Annotated in this window: 21 protein-coding genes; 1 reads left to right on the top strand and 20 read right to left on the bottom strand. The window is 48.7% G+C overall.

Translation table 11 applies throughout. From position 1 onward, the window contains the following. The first annotated feature begins 86 nt into the window (after positions 1-86). Positions 87-2,795 (top strand): glycoside hydrolase family 9 protein, encoded by a 2,709-nt coding sequence (locus N774_RS0108885; RefSeq protein WP_024860908.1) that lies wholly within the window; start codon positions 87-89, stop codon positions 2,793-2,795. Positions 2,796-2,968: 173 nt separating this feature from the next. Here the strand turns inward: N774_RS0108885 and N774_RS0108880 are convergent, their stop codons facing one another. The 20 genes from N774_RS0108880 to N774_RS0108785 form a co-directional block, all read right to left on the bottom strand. Further along, complete coding sequence (locus tag N774_RS0108880) at positions 2,969-3,589, bottom strand: hypothetical protein (protein ID WP_024860907.1); 621 nt, start codon at positions 3,587-3,589, stop codon at positions 2,969-2,971. A 10-nt stretch (positions 3,590-3,599) separates the two neighbouring features. Further along, a complete protein-coding gene (gene purD / locus N774_RS0108875; RefSeq protein ID WP_024860906.1) occupies positions 3,600-4,886 on the bottom strand; it encodes a phosphoribosylamine--glycine ligase in 1,287 nt (428 codons plus the stop codon). A 21-nt stretch (positions 4,887-4,907) separates the two neighbouring features. Next, entirely contained in the window at positions 4,908-5,444 is a 537-nt protein-coding gene (locus N774_RS0108870) for a hypothetical protein (protein ID WP_024860905.1), read from the bottom strand. A gap of 11 nt (positions 5,445-5,455) precedes the next feature. Next, on the bottom strand, positions 5,456-5,977 hold the full coding sequence (locus tag N774_RS0108865; protein WP_024860904.1) for a hypothetical protein: 522 nt from the start codon (positions 5,975-5,977) through the stop codon (positions 5,456-5,458). Between the two features lie 12 nt (positions 5,978-5,989). Beyond that, entirely contained in the window at positions 5,990-6,505 is a 516-nt protein-coding gene (locus N774_RS0108860) for a hypothetical protein (RefSeq protein WP_024860903.1), read from the bottom strand. Positions 6,506-6,604: 99 nt separating this feature from the next. Further along, on the bottom strand, positions 6,605-7,195 hold the full coding sequence (locus N774_RS0108855; RefSeq protein ID WP_024860902.1) for a hypothetical protein: 591 nt from the start codon (positions 7,193-7,195) through the stop codon (positions 6,605-6,607). Positions 7,196-7,249: 54 nt separating this feature from the next. Continuing rightward, a complete protein-coding gene (locus N774_RS0108850; protein ID WP_024860901.1) occupies positions 7,250-8,431 on the bottom strand; it encodes a phosphoribosylaminoimidazolecarboxamide formyltransferase in 1,182 nt (393 codons plus the stop codon). A 33-nt stretch (positions 8,432-8,464) separates the two neighbouring features. After that, positions 8,465-8,947 carry a hypothetical protein gene (locus tag N774_RS0108845; RefSeq protein ID WP_024860900.1) on the bottom strand — a complete coding sequence of 161 codons (483 nt, stop codon included), beginning with the start codon at positions 8,945-8,947 and terminating at the stop codon, positions 8,465-8,467. Between the two features lie 26 nt (positions 8,948-8,973). Beyond that, the gene (locus N774_RS0108840) at positions 8,974-9,687 is read right to left on the bottom strand and encodes an IMP cyclohydrolase (protein WP_024860899.1); all 714 of its coding nucleotides are present in this window, start codon (positions 9,685-9,687) and stop codon (positions 8,974-8,976) included. 29 nt (positions 9,688-9,716) lie between these two features. After that, complete coding sequence (locus N774_RS0108835) at positions 9,717-10,337, bottom strand: putative ABC transporter permease (protein ID WP_024860898.1); 621 nt, start codon at positions 10,335-10,337, stop codon at positions 9,717-9,719. Positions 10,338-10,341: 4 nt separating this feature from the next. Then, positions 10,342-10,965, bottom strand: a complete 624-nt coding sequence (gene purN, locus N774_RS0108830) for a phosphoribosylglycinamide formyltransferase (RefSeq protein ID WP_024860897.1) — start codon at positions 10,963-10,965, stop codon at positions 10,342-10,344. Between the two features lie 38 nt (positions 10,966-11,003). Beyond that, complete coding sequence (locus N774_RS0108825; RefSeq protein WP_024860896.1) at positions 11,004-11,885, bottom strand: expansin EXLX1 family cellulose-binding protein; 882 nt, start codon at positions 11,883-11,885, stop codon at positions 11,004-11,006. A 119-nt stretch (positions 11,886-12,004) separates the two neighbouring features. Then, positions 12,005-13,042, bottom strand: a complete 1,038-nt coding sequence (purM, locus tag N774_RS0108820; protein ID WP_024860895.1) for a phosphoribosylformylglycinamidine cyclo-ligase — start codon at positions 13,040-13,042, stop codon at positions 12,005-12,007. A 58-nt stretch (positions 13,043-13,100) separates the two neighbouring features. Further along, a complete protein-coding gene (locus N774_RS0108815) occupies positions 13,101-14,525 on the bottom strand; it encodes an amidophosphoribosyltransferase (RefSeq protein ID WP_024860894.1) in 1,425 nt (474 codons plus the stop codon). Between the two features lie 3 nt (positions 14,526-14,528). After that, positions 14,529-15,248, bottom strand: a complete 720-nt coding sequence (gene purC / locus N774_RS0108810) for a phosphoribosylaminoimidazolesuccinocarboxamide synthase (RefSeq protein WP_080770467.1) — start codon at positions 15,246-15,248, stop codon at positions 14,529-14,531. Between the two features lie 192 nt (positions 15,249-15,440). After that, on the bottom strand, positions 15,441-16,088 hold the full coding sequence (locus N774_RS0108805; RefSeq protein ID WP_024860892.1) for an HAD hydrolase-like protein: 648 nt from the start codon (positions 16,086-16,088) through the stop codon (positions 15,441-15,443). Then, entirely contained in the window at positions 16,085-16,741 is a 657-nt protein-coding gene (locus N774_RS0108800; RefSeq protein WP_024860891.1) for a DUF4272 domain-containing protein, read from the bottom strand. The genes N774_RS0108805 and N774_RS0108800 overlap by 4 nt, the downstream gene beginning before the upstream one ends. 40 nt (positions 16,742-16,781) lie before the next feature. Continuing rightward, on the bottom strand, positions 16,782-17,282 hold the full coding sequence (gene purE, locus N774_RS0108795; RefSeq protein WP_024860890.1) for a 5-(carboxyamino)imidazole ribonucleotide mutase: 501 nt from the start codon (positions 17,280-17,282) through the stop codon (positions 16,782-16,784). A 25-nt stretch (positions 17,283-17,307) separates the two neighbouring features. Then, the gene (locus tag N774_RS0108790) at positions 17,308-18,516 is read right to left on the bottom strand and encodes a hypothetical protein (protein ID WP_024860889.1); all 1,209 of its coding nucleotides are present in this window, start codon (positions 18,514-18,516) and stop codon (positions 17,308-17,310) included. Positions 18,517-18,531: 15 nt separating this feature from the next. After that, entirely contained in the window at positions 18,532-19,623 is a 1,092-nt protein-coding gene (locus N774_RS0108785) for a WG repeat-containing protein (protein ID WP_196231543.1), read from the bottom strand.

Here is a 19,623-nt window from a genome sequence, read left to right as displayed (position 1 = left end):
GTGGCATAATAACATTGTATAGCTATGTATACTCGTGAGGAAGCTCCGTTCCGCGGAGCAATATATTATGAGAGGAGAGTTTTACAATGCTAAAAAAACTGACAGGCGGTATCGTTTCCGCCGTCCTTCTGGCATCGTCCGCCGTTTCGGCTCTGCCCGCAGGTGTTATGACAACAGTTAACGCAGCTGACGGCAAGTTCAACTACGCTGACGCACTGGATAAGTCACTGTTCTTCTATGAGGCACAGCAGGCAGGTCCGCTCCCTGAGTGGAACAGAGTTGAATGGAAGGCTGACTCGGCTATGAGCGACCCCGTTCTCGGCGGCTGGTACGACGCAGGTGACCACGTAAAGTTCAATCTGCCTATGTCTTACTCGGCTTCAATGCTGGCTTGGGGACTTTATCAGTACCCCGACGGCGTGGAAAAGGCAGGTCTCAAGCAGACCTACGTCAACAACCTCGAATTTGTCCTTGATTATCTCGCAGAGTGCGATAAGGGCACAGAGATAATCTATCAGGTAGGTATCGGTAAGCACGACCATACATGGTGGGGTCCTGTTGAGCTTCTTGAATACGGTATGGAGGACAACGGTCACTCCGTTGAAGAGGCAAGAGCATGCCTGAAATCTTCAAAGGGCTGCTCCGCTGTATTCGGTGAAATGGCAGCTGCTCTTGCAGCAGGTGCGGCAGCTCTGGACGGCGACATCGACGCTTCCAAGAAGGCTGACTACTTAAAGCACGCAGAGAACATATACAAGATAGCAAAGACATCTCCAAGCGACGATGTTTACAATAAGAGCGACGCTCAGGGCTTCTATCAGTCAAGCCACTTCTACGACGAGCTCTTCTATGCAGCAAACTGGCTCTACATCGCTACAAAGGACGACGCCTACCTTGCAGACGCAAAGAGCTTCATGCCAAACCTTGGCAAGATGCTGGGCGAGGGCGATACCCTTGCTTACGGCTGGGCTCACTGCTGGGACGACAATATGCAGGGCGCTATGCTCCTCTACGCTATAAATACCAATGACTCCAGCGCTATCGCTCACGTTAAGAAGCACTGCGACCGTTGGGTAAACGGCGACGAGGCTAAGATAATCGACGGCGGTCTCCGCTGGCTCAGCAACTGGGGCTGTCTCAGATACGCTAATACAGCTGCTTTCATTGCAACTGTTGCAGGTGATACTATCCTCACATCAGAGGCTTCAAAGTACACAGAATTTGCTGAAGCTCAGGTGAACTACGCTCTCGGCGACAACCCGCTGAAGCAGAGCTACGTTGTAGGCTTCGGCGACAAGTATCCTCAGAACCCCCACCATCGTACAGCTCACGGCTCATGGAAGAACGATCTGAAGATACCCGATAAGACAAGACATATCCTCTACGGCGCTCTCGTAGGAGGTCCCAATCAGGACGGCTCATACAACGACGACCGTCAGGACTTCATCAATAACGAGGTCGCTACAGACTATAACGCAGGCTTCACAGCTATGCTCTGCAAGATGATCGACAAGTACGGCGGAACCAAGGACGCAAGCTTCCCTCAGCCAGAGGTACACGACGGTCCCGAGTTCTACGTTGAGGTGCTCTCAAAGGGCGGCGACGCAAGCGGACAGACTATCAGCTTCAAGGTAACAAACCACTCCGCATGGCCTGCAAGAGTTCAGGACAACATCTCATTCAGATACTACATGGACCTCAGCGAGGTCAAGGCAGCAGGCAAGAACCCTGAGGATCTCGTTATCCGCTGCGACCGCGACCAGTCCGCTATGTACGCTGCAAAGGGCTACAAGACAGCTGAGATATCCAAGCCAAAGCAGTACAGCGGCGATATCTACTACATCGAGGTAAATCTCCCCGACGGACGAGTTGTTCTTCCTATCTCCGAGGGACAGCAGCAGTGCGAGATACTTCTTGCTATCGTAATGCCCGACTACGGCAGCGGCTGGGATTCATCAAACGACTTCTCCGCTAAGGATCTGGGCAAGACAGCAAAGGGCACTGACGGTTCAGCTGTCGGCGTAGTTACACCTTATGTTCCTGTATACGTAAACGGCAAGCTTTACTACGGCGAAGAGCCCGACGGCACAAAGGCTGACGGTCTCGGCGGCACAGGCAGCGATACTCCAAGACCCACCACAACAACAGTTACAAAGCCCATTACTACAACTACTACAACAGCTACAACAACAGTTACTTCTAAAGGGAGTACTACAACTACGACAGTTACTGATGCAGATACAACAGCTACTACAACAATCAATAGCAGACAGCCTTATGTTGTTAACGGTACCGCTTTCGGAGACGTAAATGAGGACGGCACTGTAAATCAGAAAGACGTTGACCTTCTTAGAAACTATATTGCAGACCCAGCAGCATATCCACTTACAGAACAGGGGGCAAAGAACGCAAATGTTTCTACCATGGGCGATGATAAGATTACAGCAGAAGATGTTGATATTCTTGTAAAATATATTGAGGGTTCTGTAAGCAAGCTACCACAGTATGCAGGTGCTGCAAGCGGTCCAAACGACGAACCTGTTGACGGTATCCTCTACGGTGACGCTAACTGCGACAGAAATGTTGATATGTCCGACGTTGTTATTATCATGCAGAGCCTTGCTAATCCTAACAAGTACGGCATAAACGGCACTGACAAGAACCACCTTACAGAGCTTGGCTCCAATCAGGGTGACGTTGACAGAGCTGTTGAGGGAATCACTTCAAATGATGCGCTCTTTATCCAGGAGTATCTCCTCCACAAGAGAGCAAACCTCTTCCCATCTGTAAAATAATGCTAAAGGCGAACCGAAAGGTTCGCCTTTTTTTGCAGCGTTGACGCATGTTTCACTCGCTCACGATCATCAATGTCGTTGTTCGTACATCGCTTACAGCACTTCTTTATTGGAGGACGGATAATATCCGCCCCTACTAAAAAACGCCTGCACTTGAAAGTGCAGGCGTTTTTTTAATCATCAACAAATGTACTCTTGTATTCCGCAACACGGGCACGGTCGCCGTAGCAGTCCACTTCGATATCTTCGTTTCTGATAAGTCTTTTGAGTGAATAGAACAGTACCGAATATGCGATGGCGTTTGTAAGGATACTGAAATATATTCTTATTCCAAGAATATTTCCCAGCATTCCCGCAAACATCATGGCGATGCAGATGATTATCATCATTTCAAGCTTTTTCTTGTCCTTGTCAAGCTGTAAAAATGACAGACACACAAAGCCCGAAACTGATGAATGTACCATTGCGAGCAGGCGTGAATACGGCTTGTAGAATTCAAACCTGTATGCGTTTATTTCCAGTATCATCATTACAGCTTCAAGTATTATATAAAGGGTAAGGCATACTTTCATTGTGGTTCTGAATCTTATTGATGAAGCTATCAGCCAGTCACCGAATATAAATGCTCCGAAGCCTGTGAACTCGGTGATATACGCCAGAAGCTCAAGCAGCTTTGATAATGGTGTCCCTGCATTATAGGTCTTGTAGAATGCAAGACATATGAGGCTGAAAATAAGAAACAGGATATTACCGATCAGGCAGAATATTAATCCGCTGTTTAGACGTTCATGCATGATGCGCTCCTTAACCGAGAGCTTTAAGAGCTCTCTGTCCGATATCTTTTCTGTAGTGAGCGCCCTCAAAGCTTATTTTGGCAACACCCTCATAAGCCTTGTCGAGAGCAGCCTGCAAGCTGTCGCCCTTTGCTGTCACGCCGATGACACGTCCGCCGTTGGTAAGGAACTTTCCGTCCTCGGAGAGCTTTGTACCTGCATGGTATACGAAGCAGCCCTCTACCTGACCCTTGTCGTCGAAGCCGTTCATTACGATGCCCTTTGGATAGCTTTCGGGATAGCCGCCGCTTGCCATTACTACGCAGGCACAGCTGCCCTTATGCCACTTGATATCCACCTTGTCAAGCTCATGGTTGTAGATAGCCTCGAATATCTCGTAGAGGTCAGCGTCCAGCATGGGGAGAACTACCTGTGTCTCGGGGTCGCCGAAGCGGCAGTTGTACTCTATTACCTTTGGTCCCTTTGGAGTTATCATAAGTCCGAAGTAGAGACAGCCCTCGAATGTGCGTCCCTCGGCGTTCATAGCGTTCATAGTGGGTATGAATATCTTCTCCATGCACTCCTTGGCGATATCCTCTGTGTAGCAGGGATTGGGAGATATAGTGCCCATACCGCCTGTGTTGAGCCCCTTGTCGCCGTCGAGAGCACGCTTGTGGTCCATAGATGATATCATAGGAACGATAGTCTTGCCGTCAGTAAAGCTGAGTACCGATACCTCGGGACCTGTGAGGAATTCCTCTATAACTATTCTTGCAGAGCTCTTTCCGAATTTGAGCTCGTCTATCATCTCATGTACAGCTGCAACAGCCTCCTCCTCGTTCTGAGCGATGATAACGCCCTTTCCGAGAGCAAGTCCGTCAGCCTTGATAACAGCGGGGTAGCTGTTCTGCTCTTTGAGGTAAGCGATAGCCTTGTCTGACTCGGTGAATACCTCATAGAAAGCAGTAGGGATACCGTACTTCTTCATGAGTTCCTTTGAGAACACCTTTGAGCCCTCGATTATAGCTGCATTTGCCTTTGGACCGAAGGTCATGAAGCCCTCTGCCTGCAAAGCGTCCACCATACCGAGTACCAGCGGGTCATCGGGAGCGACTACTACCATATCGGGTCTGAGCTCCTTTGCCAGAGCGACTACGCCGTCAACGTCTGTAGCGCCAACATTGAAGCACTCAGCGTACTTTGAGATACCGCCGTTTCCGGGAGTACAGTAAAGCTTACCCACATTGGGGCTTTCAGCCAGCTTCATGATAATGGCGTGTTCGCGTCCGCCGCCGCCTACTACTAATATGTTCTTCATTGGAAAATTCCTCCTGATATATTAAGATAAAGTATCTTCTGTGTTATTGAAATCGCCGTTTACAGGCGGATAAATATTATTCTCAGCACCGTTGTATATCTCTATAGCTCCGCAGCAGTAAAGGAGTATGGTCGCAGCGCCGCTGAGCAGGCCTGTATAAGCTCTTATTCTGCTCAGCGAGGATATTATAAAGACCTGGGTGCTGCCTGCGATGTAATATACAACGTTGGTCGACAGAACAGAAACAACAGAGGATATCAAGCCAAAGGCTGCTGTAAGTATTACAGTAATGGTACCTCTGCGCTTTACAAGATCGGGCTTGCTGCGGTTAAAGGCAGCAAGGACAAGCTTGGGAACAAATGCGATAAGCATAGCCAGCATAAGAATGATCTTGGTCTGAACAGACAAAGTGGTATTGTCATTGGAAATATGGTACAGCTTTTTTGAAAGCTCCACCAATGGATCGCATAATATAAAAGCTGTGTCCAGAAGCATTTTTGCTGCTAAAAAAACTATAGCTGCGGTCAATGCGTTTTTTATACCTTCTCTTTTTTTCATAAGTTTATCCTTTATGCAGCCTTTTCAGAGGCGTTTTTAGAAACGTTTTTATCTCCGCCGTATATCTCCACAGCTCCGCAGCAGCATATCATCACCAGAGCCATACAGCTTAGCAGACCTGTAAAGCTTCTTATGGAATTGATGGACGATACCATTGATATTATTTTTTCGCCGTACTTCTTTGAAAGCTGTATCAGTACGATACGGTGCAGGAATATGGAAGCGGCGAAGTCCATGAAAAACATTATCCCTGCCGCAATAACAGTAGCTACCCCTCTTTTTTTTCTCAGATCGGTCTTTGTGTAGTTCACAGCAGAAACAATACCTATAGGTGCAGAAATTATTAGGGCTTCAATTATGAGCCCTAACTTCAGATCAGTCGGCAGGATGTCTTTTTGCAGATTTTCGCCAAAAAGGGCAGTATGCACCGAATAGTGGTCGTTCAGTACAAAAAAGATGTCCAGTGCCAGCTTTGTGATGGAGAAAAGTACTGCGATAATTTGTGTGACTCTTAGTATATTTGGTTTTGACATTATATCTCCTTTTTATTTGTATTTCAGATGTTTAACGTGTCTGTCCTCGTCGATACCAAGGGCAGCAGCCGTGCATACCAGCACAAGGGCTCCCACAAGGAATATGCCGAAGAAAAAATTGATATATTCAGTGCGCTGTATGAGCCAGCTCTCTGATGTGTATGAAGTCATAGAAGAATGGGAAATGAGCAGTGCTATGATATGCTCTGCAAGAAAGCCTAATATCCACAGAGCAGGAGCGGCTTTAAGGGTGCGTTTGCATCTCTTTGCAGAAAAAGCCCAGCCCACACAGCTCATTATGTATATGATGAACGGAAGCCATACTGCCTCGGCTGTGCAGAGCAGAGCTTTGCATTTGCCCGAGATGAGCATTTCGGGGTGAGAAGCCTTGAAAGCGTCGCTTGCGGCTGCATTGAACACCGTTCCCGATAAAAAACAGGAAATAATGGACAGAATGATGTAAAAAACGCAGAAAATGGCTGCGGTTATATAAAGCTTTTCAAGCTTGATAGAATTATAGCTGCCCATGATCTTTCCCCCCCGAAAAAATATAACATGCAGTATTTATCCGTATCTGTTGCCTATACAAGTATAGTATAACATAATCAAAGGAATATTGCAAGATATTTATTGATTGTTTTCGGTAAGCTTTATACTGCTGAGCAGGTCTGTGATCTTGCCGTCCATATAGCCGAAGTTATTGCTTTCCGCATAGGCGCAGAGGTACTTGTTGTCTCCATAGTCGGCAAAATATGTTCTGCCGTGGGTCTCGTCGTCTATAGCCCATTCGTAGTAGTAAAAGGTCATGGCGGCAGTAGCGGCTGCACCTGTAAAGATTATGTCAGAGTTATTTGCTTCCATTACGATATTCTGAGCGCTCTTTCCGCCGTGATCGTCGTCGGAGACATAGACGCTTATGCCGCAGGTATTTATATCCTTGTCGGTGATGAGCTGGAGATCATAGGGTGCATCGGACTGAGAGCCGATGAATCTCCAGATATTCGGATCTGCGTACAGGGAAAAGCCCTCGCCGCTGTAGGAGCCGTTTTCGTACTTGGCATTGGTGCTGACCTTTTCTGTCAGCACGGTATTTGCTGATGCCTCAGTTGTTGATATTTCCGAGGAGGGAGGGGTGACACCGTAGGGATCGGTACAGCTGCATAGAGTAAACAGCAGCATGGAAGCTGCAAGAACAGCTTTCAGGGAATTATTTTTCATGTTTTATCTCCATAGACAAGGCTGCGGTCATCTCTGACCGCAGCCGATAGTTTATTAGTGGTGGAACAGACGAATGCCTGTGAATGCCATTGCGATGTTGTACTTGTTGCAGGTCTCGATAACGTTGTCGTCACGGATAGAACCGCCCGGCTCTGCAATGTACTCAACGCCTGACTTCTTAGCTCTCTCGATGTTGTCGCCGAATGGGAAGAATGCGTCCGAACCGAGACAAACGCCTGTGTTCTTAGCAAGCCATGCCTTCTTCTCCTCGCGTGTGAATACAGCAGGCTTTACCTTGAAGATACGCTGCCACTCGCCCTCACGGAGAACGTCCTCGTACTCGTCGCCGATGTATACGTCGATAGCGTTGTCGCGGTCTGCGCGGCGGATATCGTCAACGAACTGAAGTCCCATTACCTGCGGGGACTGTCTCAGCCACCAGTTGTCAGCCTTCTGACCTGCAAGACGTGTGCAGTGGATACGGGACTGCTGTCCTGCACCGATACCGATAGCCTGTCCGTCCTTTACGTAGCAAACGGAGTTGGACTGTGTGTATTTCAGTGTGATGAGAGAGATAAGGAGATCGTCCTTCTTGTCGTCGGGGATATCCTTGTTCTCAGTAACTACATTAGCGAGGAGCTCACGGTTGATGTCAAGCTCGTTGCGTCCCTGCTCGAAAGATACGCCGTATACCTGCTTTGTCTCGATAGGAGCAGGCTTGTAGCTCTCGTCCATTTTGAGTATGCAGTAAGTGCCCTTTCTCTTGGACTTGAGTATTTCCAGAGCCTCGGGATCGTAGTCGGGAGCGATAACGCCGTCTGATACCTCGCGCTGTATCATCTTTGCTGTGCAAACGTCTACCTTGTCGGAAAGAGCGATGAAATCGCCGTAAGAGGACATTCTGTCAGCACCTCTTGCTCTTGCGTAAGCGCTTGCAAGGGGAGTGAGCTCGCCCAGATCGTCTACCCAGTAGATCTTTTTGAGATCGTCGCTGAGAGGTCTGCCGATAGCAGCGCCTGCGGGAGATACGTGCTTGAATGAGGTAGCTGCGCACATACCTGTAGCAGCCTTCAGCTCCTTAACGAGCTGCCAGCCGTTGAATGCGTCAAGGAGATTGATATAGCCCGGCTTGCCGCAGAGCACCTCGATAGGGAGCTCGCTGCCGTCAGCCATATAAACTCTTGAAGGCTTCTGATTGGGGTTACAGCCGTATTTTAACTGCATTTCATTTGACATTGTTAATGTCCTCCTTATAATAATTCATAATTCTTATGCCTTTTGATCTGCCTGATTGACTTTTCTTATCCTTTCAAGCTCTTTGCGGATATTGTCAGCCCAGTCTGCATCGTCGTTGCTTATACGGTACACACGGAAGCCGTTGGCGATACCGTTTTCGTAGACGGACTTTTCGTCGTCCACATGGAGGTCTATGCGGTAAGCCGCAGGGTATTTCGACGGGAAATTCGCCCTGCCCCTTGCCACTTCTTTTTCGTGGCGGACGGCGTTGACTATGCTGTCTATCCTTATGCCGTAATGCTTGAATATACCGTTGATATAGCGCTCCGTTCTGTTGGAGGTAGTGTATATCCACAGCTCTGTATCGGACTTGTTTATCTCCGTGAGAAGCTTCACAGCACCCTTTCTCAGCTTGTCCTTGTATAGCTTGTTATACGGGAATTTAAGCTCGGGCTCTGTGGAGACTTCCGCAGGATTTACGAACAGAGTTTCATCAAGATCAAATGATATTTTCATAATGATTAAGCCGAAAGGCGACGTTATCACTTGTTCTTGTTTACGATACGTGTTTCTTCGGCGTTTGTTTCGAGGTTCACATAGCGAACGAAAAGAGATACCTTGTTGTCTGCGTTGAGATTGTTCCAGAGCATATCTGTGAACTGGTCGATATTTCCGCTTATGCCGACAAGCTTTGGCTCGCCCTCAAAGCTTGGCAGGGGAGAACCGTCGCCCATATAGGTGTGGATAAAGTGTCCCTCGCCTGCGATAGGATTTGTGTAGCTGAATGTGTATCTCTGACATGAGTCGGGGTTGCCGTTAGCGCTCTTGAGGATAGACATTGCGTAGTTGAAGCCCTCATCGCCGAAACGGAGTATACCTGAGATACGGGGAGTGTAGTTGGGAGCGTCGTCCTCGAATTCTCTTGTGCGGAGAGCCTGCTCAAAGGTGTACTGCTTGTCCATGAGCTCGTAGATAGTATCGGTCTGATCACCGTTTGTAACGATGAGCTTATTGCCGAGAACTCTTACGGGAGCGTAAATGATGAGGTGGGGATCGGTGAGCTTTGAAGGATCGAAAGCCTCTGTGCGGATACCCTTGCCGTCCTCGATGAATACACGGTTGCGGCTGTTCTCGCTTCTGCCCATGATGAAGTAAGCAGTTACAGCGTACTTTCCGCAGTCGCTCTTACCGATGACGATACCTCTTCCCGGGTAAGCGTTTGTGCTGAGTTCCTTTGCTAAGTCAAGCTTTTTCATAATAAATACTCCTTTCGGATAATGGTTTATTAATGTATAAATACTATATGATGAATGAACATTGCGGCTTCTGCCAGTTTCGGTGTGTAGCCCGTAGCCTTTGTGAAGATGAAGTCCGCAAGGACTATCACCAGCACTGCAAGTGCGATGATATTGAGTGTTCTGGGCTTGGGCTTTGCTAGGAGCCAGTCGAAGAAAGGTTGTACTAAATACATGAACAGCAGACCGCCAAGTCCGAAGCGGACAGAGGTACTCAGGGCGATACGCGCCTGGAAGTTGTACTTGTACCGCGCGTAGGTCTGCCACGGCCACGAGCCCGTTGTTGCTTCAAGTATGTAAGTTGCTGCCAGCTCCACCAGTGTGGCGACTGCCATACACCCCAGGAAGATGAGCAGCGGTTTGACTATATTCAGCCATTTCACGTTCTTCTTCCGCATGAGCCACCCGAAGCACAGCAGGAACAGAAGTGCTCCCACGCCGTATATGGGACAGTAAGGACCAAACATATTGCCCCTGTTATGGAAGCCCCATTTATAGACCACTACCTCGAGGAATACCTCATAGCACCAGCCCATTACCGCATACATCCAGAAGCAGAGAAACAGCTTCTGAATAGTTTGTTTTTCCAATAATTCCTTTATCTTTGCCATGATTTTATTTTACGTAAGCCTTTCCGTCAACGATGTCTATCCTGTCCTGACAGAAGAGAGATACCGCCTGTGGAAGAAGCTTCCACTCCACATTTTCCATTATGCGGCGCTGAAGCACCTCGGGAGTGTCGTCCTTTTCCACGCTGACAACGCCCTGAAGTATGATAGCTCCTGCGTCGGCTTCTTCGTTTACGAAGTGTATGGTAGCACCGCTGACCTTTACTCCGTAGGAAAGAGCAGCTTCGTGAACTTTAAGTCCGTAGAAGCCCTCGCCGCAGAATGAGGGAATAAGTGCAGGGTGTACGTTTATTATTTTATAAGCGTAAGCCTTTGTGACGCACTCATCGAGGATAGTCATAAAGCCTGCCAGTACCACAAGGTCGGCTTTTTCCTCGTTAAGTGCCGCGAGAATGGCTTTGCTGTAGCTCACGCTGTCAGAGTATTCTTTACGGGGGATAACTCTTGTGGGAATATCGTTGTTTTTTGCACGCTCGAGAGCGTAAACGCCCTCCTTTGAGGAGATAACGCAGGTTATTTTTCCGCCCTTGATGACGCCCGACTTTTCGGCGTCGATAAGAGCCTGTAAATTAGTGCCGCCGCCCGAAACGAGCACGACTATATTCTTCATTGTGTATTCCTCCTGTTATTTTATCGCAAGAGCGAATATTATTCGGGGAACTGAACGTGTCCCTGTATTATTTCGGTATCGTCGTATGAGAGGGGGATATCCTTGTCGATGACTACCTGACCGTATATATCGGTTATGCGGAAAGTGAAAGGACCTGCGCCCATATCTCTTGACTCGAAATAGTTATACGGACGGCGTGGTATCTCCACGAACTCGCCGTCTGCATTGAGGTATTCAAGCTTGGTTATAGGATAGCGGTGATTGCGCACCTGCACTCCGCACCAGAATTCCGTGCTGCCCTCTTTGTATTTGAAGCATATGGGAGCATTCTCCGCGGTATCAAGGGGGATTATCTTCCAGCTTACGGGAACTCTGCCTTTCTCAACGGGAGCGATAAGGGGGAAAGCGTCCGTATAGAGGTCAAGGTCGCCCTTTTTGCCCTCGGGGAGCTCGTCCGTTACCAGCATTTTTATAGTGCCCGACTCACCTGTAACTTCAAGATAAGCCCCTGCAAGCTGAGCCTCGTTGTAGTCGTAATGGTTCATTGCGACTATCCAGTAGTCATGGGACACAGGGTCAAGCATAGCGTGACCGCCTGTGTATCCGCCGCCGTAGAAGGTGCCCTCGCCGGTATGTACAGTGCCCTTTGGTTCAAGGATACAGTCCTCGTCAATGGGCAGGTCGGGTATCTCAAATTCTGTGGGAGCCTTGCCGTTTACTCCCAGCACGAATTTCTGGAGAGCATTGAGCTCAGCTCTTGATATCTCCTCATTTTTTCGTGCAGTTATTAGGTCGAAGCTGTCCACTCTGCCGTCACAGTTATAGTCAAAATCTATTTGTGAAGCAGCTCCGCCGTATAAAGGCGATACTGCAAGAATGGCACATACCATTCCCACAGCCGCTATTTTAACGAATTTCATAAACATCACCGTCTTTTTAAAATTTCCAAATCCCATATCCCGTGGTGCTTGAAGTTTTTACATTGAATTCGGACATTTTTGCGGTTATTGCTATGATGTTTAAAGAGTCGTTTGCTTTATCAGCAGATGATAACGCCCTCTTCGGACTCGACCAGCTCGCCCAGAACGTAAGCGTCCTCGCCTGCAGCCTTGATAGCTGCTATAGCCTTGTCAGTGTCGTTCTTGTCAACTGATACTATCATGCCGACGCCCATATTGAATGTGTTGAACATATCTCTCTCGGGGATATCGCCTGTTCTCTTGATAAGGTCGAAGATAGGAAGTATCTGTACTGCGTTCCTCTCGATCTTTGCTGCAAGGTTCTTGGGGAGAGAACGTGGGATATTCTCATAGAAGCCGCCGCCTGTGATATGTGAGATAGACTTAACGTTTACAGCGTCGAGAAGGCTCATTACAGCCTTAACATAGATGCGTGTAGGTGTGAGGAGGCATTCGCCGAGAGTAGTTCCCAGATCGTCGAAGTGCATATTGAGGTTCTGCTCGTTTACGTCAAATACTCTTCTTACGAGAGAGAAGCCGTTTGAGTGAACGCCGCTGGACTTGATAGCGATGAGAACGTCGCCTGCCTTCTGAGTATCGGGCCGGAGGATCTTGTCCTTGTCGACAACACCTACAGAGAAGCCTGCAAGGTCGTATTCGTCCTCGGGCATAAGACCGGGGTGCTCGGCAGTCTCGCCGCCGATGAGAGCGCACTGTGCCTGAACGCAGCCCTCTGCTACGCCTGAAACGATAGTAGCTATCTTCTCTGGATAGTTCTTGCCGCAGGCGATATAATCAAGGAAGAACTGTGGCTTTGCGCCGCAGCAGATGATATCGTTTACGCACATGGCAACGCAGTCGATACCTACTGTATCATGCTTATCCATGATGAAAGCGAGCTTGATCTTTGTACCAACGCCGTCTGTGCCCGAAACGAGAACAGGCTTGCTGATACCTGTCATATCCAGCTCAAAGAGACCGCCGAAGCCGCCTATGCCTGAGAGAGCGCCCTTTATCATAGTGCGGGCGATATGCTCCTTCATGAGCTCAACCGACTTGTAGCCTGCGGTAACGTCAACGCCTGCCTTCTTGTAGCTTTCGGAAAAACTGTTGTTCATTAATATACCTCCATAGTTGCCTGTCTCCCTGCCGCAGGCAGGGAGACAGAATATAAGTTTATTCTTTACCGTTCCAGCAATATGTGCAGAGCTTGCAGGCTTCGAGACCTACAGCCTTTTCTGTGCCCTCAAGGGTCTGGAATTCCAGTGAGGTAAGGCGGAGCCTCTTGCATATCTCATCTCTGAGTCTGCGGCCTCTTTCAGTTGCGGAATTGCTGTACTCCTCGATGTGTCTTACGCCTACGGGGCCCTCAAATTCGTCGATTATCTGGCGTGCGATAAGCTCCATCTCGGAGGTGCTGCGTGAGAAGTTGAGGTACTTGCAGCCGTACATGATAGGAGGACAGGCAGAGCGCATATGTACCTCTTTTGCGCCGTGCTCGTAGAGGAATTCTACTGTCTCTCTCATCTGTGTTCCTCTTACGATACTGTCGTCAACGAAGAGGAGCTTCTTTCCGTTTATGAGCTCATGTACGGGAATGAGCTTCATTTTGGCTACCTGATTTCTCATGCTCTGGTTTGTGGGCATGAAGCTTCTTGGCCATGTGGGAGTATACTTGATGAACGGTCTTGCAAATGGGATACCGCTCTTGTTTGCATAGCCGATAGCGTGGGGAGTGCCTGAATCCGGAACTCCGCAGATGTAGTCAACATCGGGAAGTCTGCCGTTCTTGATGTCGTTTTCAGCCATTATCTCACCGTTGCGGGTACGCATAACTTCAACGTTTACGCCCTCGTATACGGCATTGGGATAGCCGTAGTAGGTCCAGAGGAAGGTGCATATCTTCATCTTTGAAGGATCGCCCTTGTCCAGTACCTTACATTCGTCGGCTGTGAGCTCTACTATCTCGCCTGCGTCAAGCTCTCTGTATGTGGCATAGCCAAGCTTCTGGAAAGCAAATGACTCGGTTGACAGGCAGAAGCCGTCGCTTCTCTTGCCTATGATTATAGGAAGTCTGCCGAAGCGGTCTCTTGCGGCGATGATACTTTTATCTGTGAGTATGATAAGGGACATAGTTCCCTCTATCTTCTCCTGAGCGTAGCGGATACCCTCAACGAATGAGCTCTTCTGAGCGATGAGAGCGCCGATAAGGTCGCCCGAGTTGATATTGCCGCTGCTCATTGACTCAAAGTTAGCGCAGCCCTGTTCAAGGAGCTCGTCTACCAGCTTGTCTGCGTTTCTGATGATGCCTACAGAGCAAATAGCGTAGATACCCAGCTTTGAGCGCACAAGGATAGGCTGAGGGTCTGTATCGCTGATACAGCCGATACAGAGCTTGCCTCTCATATTTACAACATCATTCTCGAACTTTGTACGGAAGGGAGAATTCTCGATGCTGTGGATATTTCTCTGGAATCCGTTCTCCTCCGACCATGAGGTCATACCGCCTCTTCTTGTGCCCAGATGTGAATGATAGTCTGTTCCGAAGAATACGTCGGTAACGCAGTCGTTTTTAGAGGCTGCACCAAAAAAACCGCCCATATATTACTCTCCCATAAGTCTCTTCATGATTTCCTGATATGCTTCTTCAACGCCGCCCATATCTCTGCGGAAGCGGTCCTTGTCCAGCTTCTCGTGAGTTGTGGAATCCCAGAAGCGGCAGGTATCAGGTGATATCTCGTCAGCGAGGATGATAGTGCCGTCAGCAGTCTTACCGAACTCGATCTTGAAGTCGATGAGGTCGATGTTGAGACCCTTGAAGAACTTAACCATGAACTCGTTTACCTTGAAAGCATACTTTGAGATAGTGTCGATATCTTCCTTTGTAGCGATACCGAGAGCAAGTGCATAGTAGTCGTTGATGAAGGGATCGCCGAGATCGTCGTTCTTATAGCTGAATTCAAGGATAGGGCAGAGGAGCTGCTTGCCTTCTTCAACGCCCATTCTCTTTGAGAAGCTGCCTGCGGCAACGTTTCTGATGATTACCTCAAGGGGAACGATGGAAACCTTCTTTACGATAGTTTCGCGGTCGCTTATCTCCTCAACGAGATGAGTGGGAACGCCTTCCTTTTCGAGCATCTTGAACATGAAGTTTGTCATCTTGTTGTTGATAACGCCCTTACCTGTGATAGTGCCCTTCTTTTCACCGTTGAACGCAGTTGCGTCGTCCTTGTAATCAACGATTACGAGGTTAGGATCGTTTGTGGCATAGACCTTCTTAGCCTTGCCCTCATAGAGCTGTTCCTTCTTTTCGATGTTTGACATTTTAAAATTCCTCCTTGAGAATTATATAAATGATTATATATGCAATCCCGCAGCATTACGGGAATTGTATTCGTTTGTTAAGCCTTTAGCCTTTAGCCCTTAGCCTGTTGTGCCGCCTTCGGCGGGAAATTTAAATCAGTCTGCGGAGAAGACACATTTTTTAGCTAACGGCTAATGGCTCACGGCTAATAGCTATAAAAGCATATCCGCTGCTTTTTCGGGTGTTTCTGCGATGTAGTCAGCACCTGCTTCCGTGAGCTCCTCTATTGAGCCGAAGCCCCAGAGTATACCCATGCATTTCAGACCTGTCTTATGAGCGCCGAGAACGTCCTGTCTGCGGTCTCCTATCATGAGCACGCGGCTCCTGTCGGAAATATCTGCCTTTTCGAGAACGTACTCGATGACCTCGTCCTTGTTGTTGCGGGTGCCGTTGATATTGGCTCCGCCCACTATTTCAAAGAAAGGGGAGAGCCCGAACCTGTCAAAGATACGCACTGCGTATACCTCGGGCTTGCTTGTGGCGACCATTATCCTTTTGCCGCCGTCCTGAAGCCTTTTCAGCATTTCGGGGATACCGTCGTAGACGCGGTTCTCGAACAGTCCCACGGTGGAGTACCTCTCGCGGAATATCCCTACAGCCTCGTTGACCTGCTCCTCGTTCATGCCGCAGAACTCCGCAAAGGAGGTGTACAGCGGCGGCCCGAGAAATTTATTGGTATCCTCGGGAATATCGTAGCCCATGCGCTCTAAGGCGTATTCAAGGCACTTGACTATGCCCTCGGTGGAGTCTGTAAGAGTGCCGTCCAGATCGAATAAAAGTGTATCGAAATTACTTATCATGTGTCGAGACTCATTTTGAACCAGTCGTCGGTACTGCTCATTGTCCACTCGATAGCGAGTCTGCGCTCGTATACGATGTCTTTGTCAAGACCGCCGATATTCCAGTCGCTGTCAATGTAGGCGTGATGATCGCAAGCCCAGTCATAGCGGAAATAGAGGTCAGCCATATCAAGTATCTCGTCAGCACTTCTGAGACTGCACTGGCTCTTGAAGTCCTCCATGCTCTCGCACTGTGAAACAAAGTTGATAGCCGTTTTGCAGTCGCATATCTCAGCGGCATCTGTGATGTCGTCAAGAAGTCCCAGAGCCCAGAAAAGTGCCCAGCAGCATTCGTATTCCCAGACTACCGCTACCAAGTCCTGCTCGGAGGCTTTGTTCTCCATGACACGGGTCTCATATGAGTTGAGATCGTTCTCAACGCCGAAATAAACCATAAGGCGCTTGAATTTCTCCATACCCTCGGGATTGTTGTCGTTGAGCTCGATAGCAGCCTGTGTGGAGAGCAGGGCGGCTACTGCACGCCTGCATATCTCGTCAAAGCTTCTGAGCTTTACCTGATCGGCAGACTTTATAGGCTCAAGCTCTTCCTGAAAGTCTATGCCTTTCTGAGTGAGTATCTTCTCGGAGTTTGCTTTTCTTTCTTCGGGTGTCATGGTCAGACCTCCTTTTGTTGTTTTATGTTATATTTACGGCTCAGAGAGCAGCTATCTGCTCCTGTAAAGCTTTGTCCTTTGCGATAACGCCATCAGCCATTGACTTTTTCTCGGCAGCAAGCTTTGCAGCCAGCTCCTCGTCGGCGATAGCCAGCATCTGTACAGCTAAAACGGCAGCGTTCTTCGCTCCGTCGATACCTACTGTAGCAACAGGTACTCCCGGAGGCATCATGACTGTAGCCAGAAGTGCGTCAACTCCCTCAAGAGCCTTGGACTTCATGGGGATACCGATAACGGGGAGAGTTGTGTGACCTGCCACAACGCCTGCAAGGTGAGCAGCCATGCCTGCGGCACAGATTATGGCGCCGAAGCCGTTTGCTCTTGCATTTGAAGCAAATTCGCAAGCCTGTGCGGGAGTTCTGTGAGCGCTCATTACGCGGCACTCAAACTCAACGCCGTACTTTTTGAGCTCAGTGAGAGCTGATTTTACAACAGGGAAGTCGCTGTCGCTTCCCATGATAACTGCAACTTTCTTAGACATTTTTCATTTCTCCGTTTCTTTATATTTATTCATATGACCTTGCTATGCATATGAAGTTGCTGCCGATAATATCGGTGGATTCGCTGTCTGATAATAATAACAGGGTCAGATTCGGGTCATCCCACATATAAATGCTGTCACTGCCGATGTCTTCATTGCTTCTCGTGCCGTATTCGGCTTCAAACCTCGGAGTGAGAGCTTTGAATATCTTTTTGATCTCGTCCTTGTCGCAAAGGCTTTCATATCTGCCGTCAATGCGGTGCACGCCAAGTTCGTATCCATAGGAACTGATACGGTCTTTTGACTTGTCGAATTCAACATAGAGTGTGAAAGGGAGCTCCGTGCCGAAGGCATCGTCCTTGTCAAAATTCCACTCATAGAACGGACAAGAGATCCTTTCCTCACTGTAGGCAGGTTCTTTGCCGATAAAGGAAAGCGCCTGATCTATTGTGAACCTGGAATCCAGCTGAGAGAACAGGCTTCCCTCGGATATAAGCTCTCCGTCAAGCAGAGTTTTATTGCTGCTGTCTGTTGTGGTCTCCTGCGCTTTTTTCTTTGCACTTGCAAGCAGCTTGCCGTAAGCTTCGTCTGACATATCCTGCATGTAAACGTCGCCTGTCTCCTTATCGGGGAGATATACAGCCGTGAGGGACAGGCTGCCGAAGCTGTTGCTCCAGCCTGCGTCGCCGATAAAATTGTCAAACTTATCATTAGTGGTGAAATAGTCGCCGTAATGCTCATGTATCTGCTCAAAAAGCTTGTCGTATACGGCTTTTATTTCTTTCTCGGAGTGCTTGTTCTTTACGGTGTAGTCATTGTCGGTAACTCCGAAATGACAGGCCATGCTTATGAGCTCGCCGTCGGGAACAAACGCCAAGCGTTCATATCCCTCCATGTCGATACCGAGGTACGGAAAGCTGTCAAAGGGGATATTGTAATAAACCACATCGGGACCGATAGAGTTGACCTTTTCCTCGCTGCGCTCAAAATCGGTATCTATTAACGCCTTTACCTCCGCCTCGGTCATGCCAAGCCTTATATCTTGGAGCATAAAGAATTCTGTGCCGAACTTTTCTGAGCTGTCGGTGGTGGTAGTAGTGTCCTCCTCGGCAGCAGTCTCAGCCTCTGTTACAGTCGTGCTTTCCTCTGCCTCATTGGCAGGATCGGCCGTTCTTCCGCAGCCTGCCGATATGAGCAGTTCAGCCGCAGCGATGAATGCAAGTATCTTTTTCATATTGTTTCCTCTATGTCAGTTTTCCTGCGGCAAAGCTCCCTGCGGGACATCGGGCTGAGTTTCGGGCTCAGGCTCGGTCTCGTGATAATTCGGCTTTTCCTGTTCAAAGGCGCCTGATACCGCTTTGAGGTCGGTATCGGAGCTGCCTGTAAATTCTATGACAGCCTTGTAATCGTCCCTGATCTTATTGCGCTGGTTGTTCTGATCCTTATAGATGATACCTGTATCTGCGGTCACAGAAGCTTCATAATGGGGTATCTTATCGTTGGATTCTTTGGGCTGGACGCTGATTTCGGTCAGAGCTATAAGCTTCCTTAGCGTGATGTTCTTCTCATCGGGGAACAGTCTGCGGAAAGCGTTTTCGGGAGCATTTCCAAGCTCGTCGAGAAGCTTCAGTGCTTTCGCGTCGTCCATTTCGTAAGCGAACTCCAGATACTTTTCGACGGTGTCTCTTATTTTTTCCATCATGGGGATCGTCAGTCCCTGAGCTGTGATCTTCATGCTGTAGGGACAGTTCTTGCATGTTCCGTTTATGACAGCGTGATCGAAAATAAATTCCGAGCTCGTGACATGGTAGGTATAGGTGCTGCTGCCCGATGTGACGCTGAGCTCACCGTTGGCGTATGAGCAGTTGTCCCATGCTCTTGAGAAGCAGGGATCGAAGTTGCTGTTGTAGACCACAGAGGACTTTTTATCATCTGTTCTGGCAATGTAGAGTACGCGCTCGGGGCTGGCAGCCTGCTTTATATCCGAATAGACAAAAGGCACTACGATGTTTCCCTCGTAGTCGATGCAGCCGTACATCTCTTTATTGTGCAGATGCTTTGAAGCAATACACCTGTCACTGTTGCCTGTGAACTTTATGGTCTGCCACTCGGGTGAGACTATCACATGCTCGCTGCTGTCGATGATGCCCACAAGTCCCTCACTGTTCTGAAAAGCGCGGTTGCCTGCCGAATCAAAGCCCAGCTTCTTTTCGATTATGGTCTGGGAGCCGCTGCTTACGGCACTTTTTTCCGTTCTGGAATAAAAGCGCGTGATAGCGACTGCGAGGACGATGATACCGATAAACAGCACAGAGACTATGAGTCTCGTTTGTTTATTCAA

This window comes from Ruminococcus flavefaciens AE3010, from assembly GCF_000526795.1.
GTDB lineage: Bacteria > Bacillota > Clostridia > Oscillospirales > Ruminococcaceae > Ruminococcus > Ruminococcus flavefaciens_D.
This window is presented reverse-complemented; position numbering and strand designations above follow the sequence as displayed.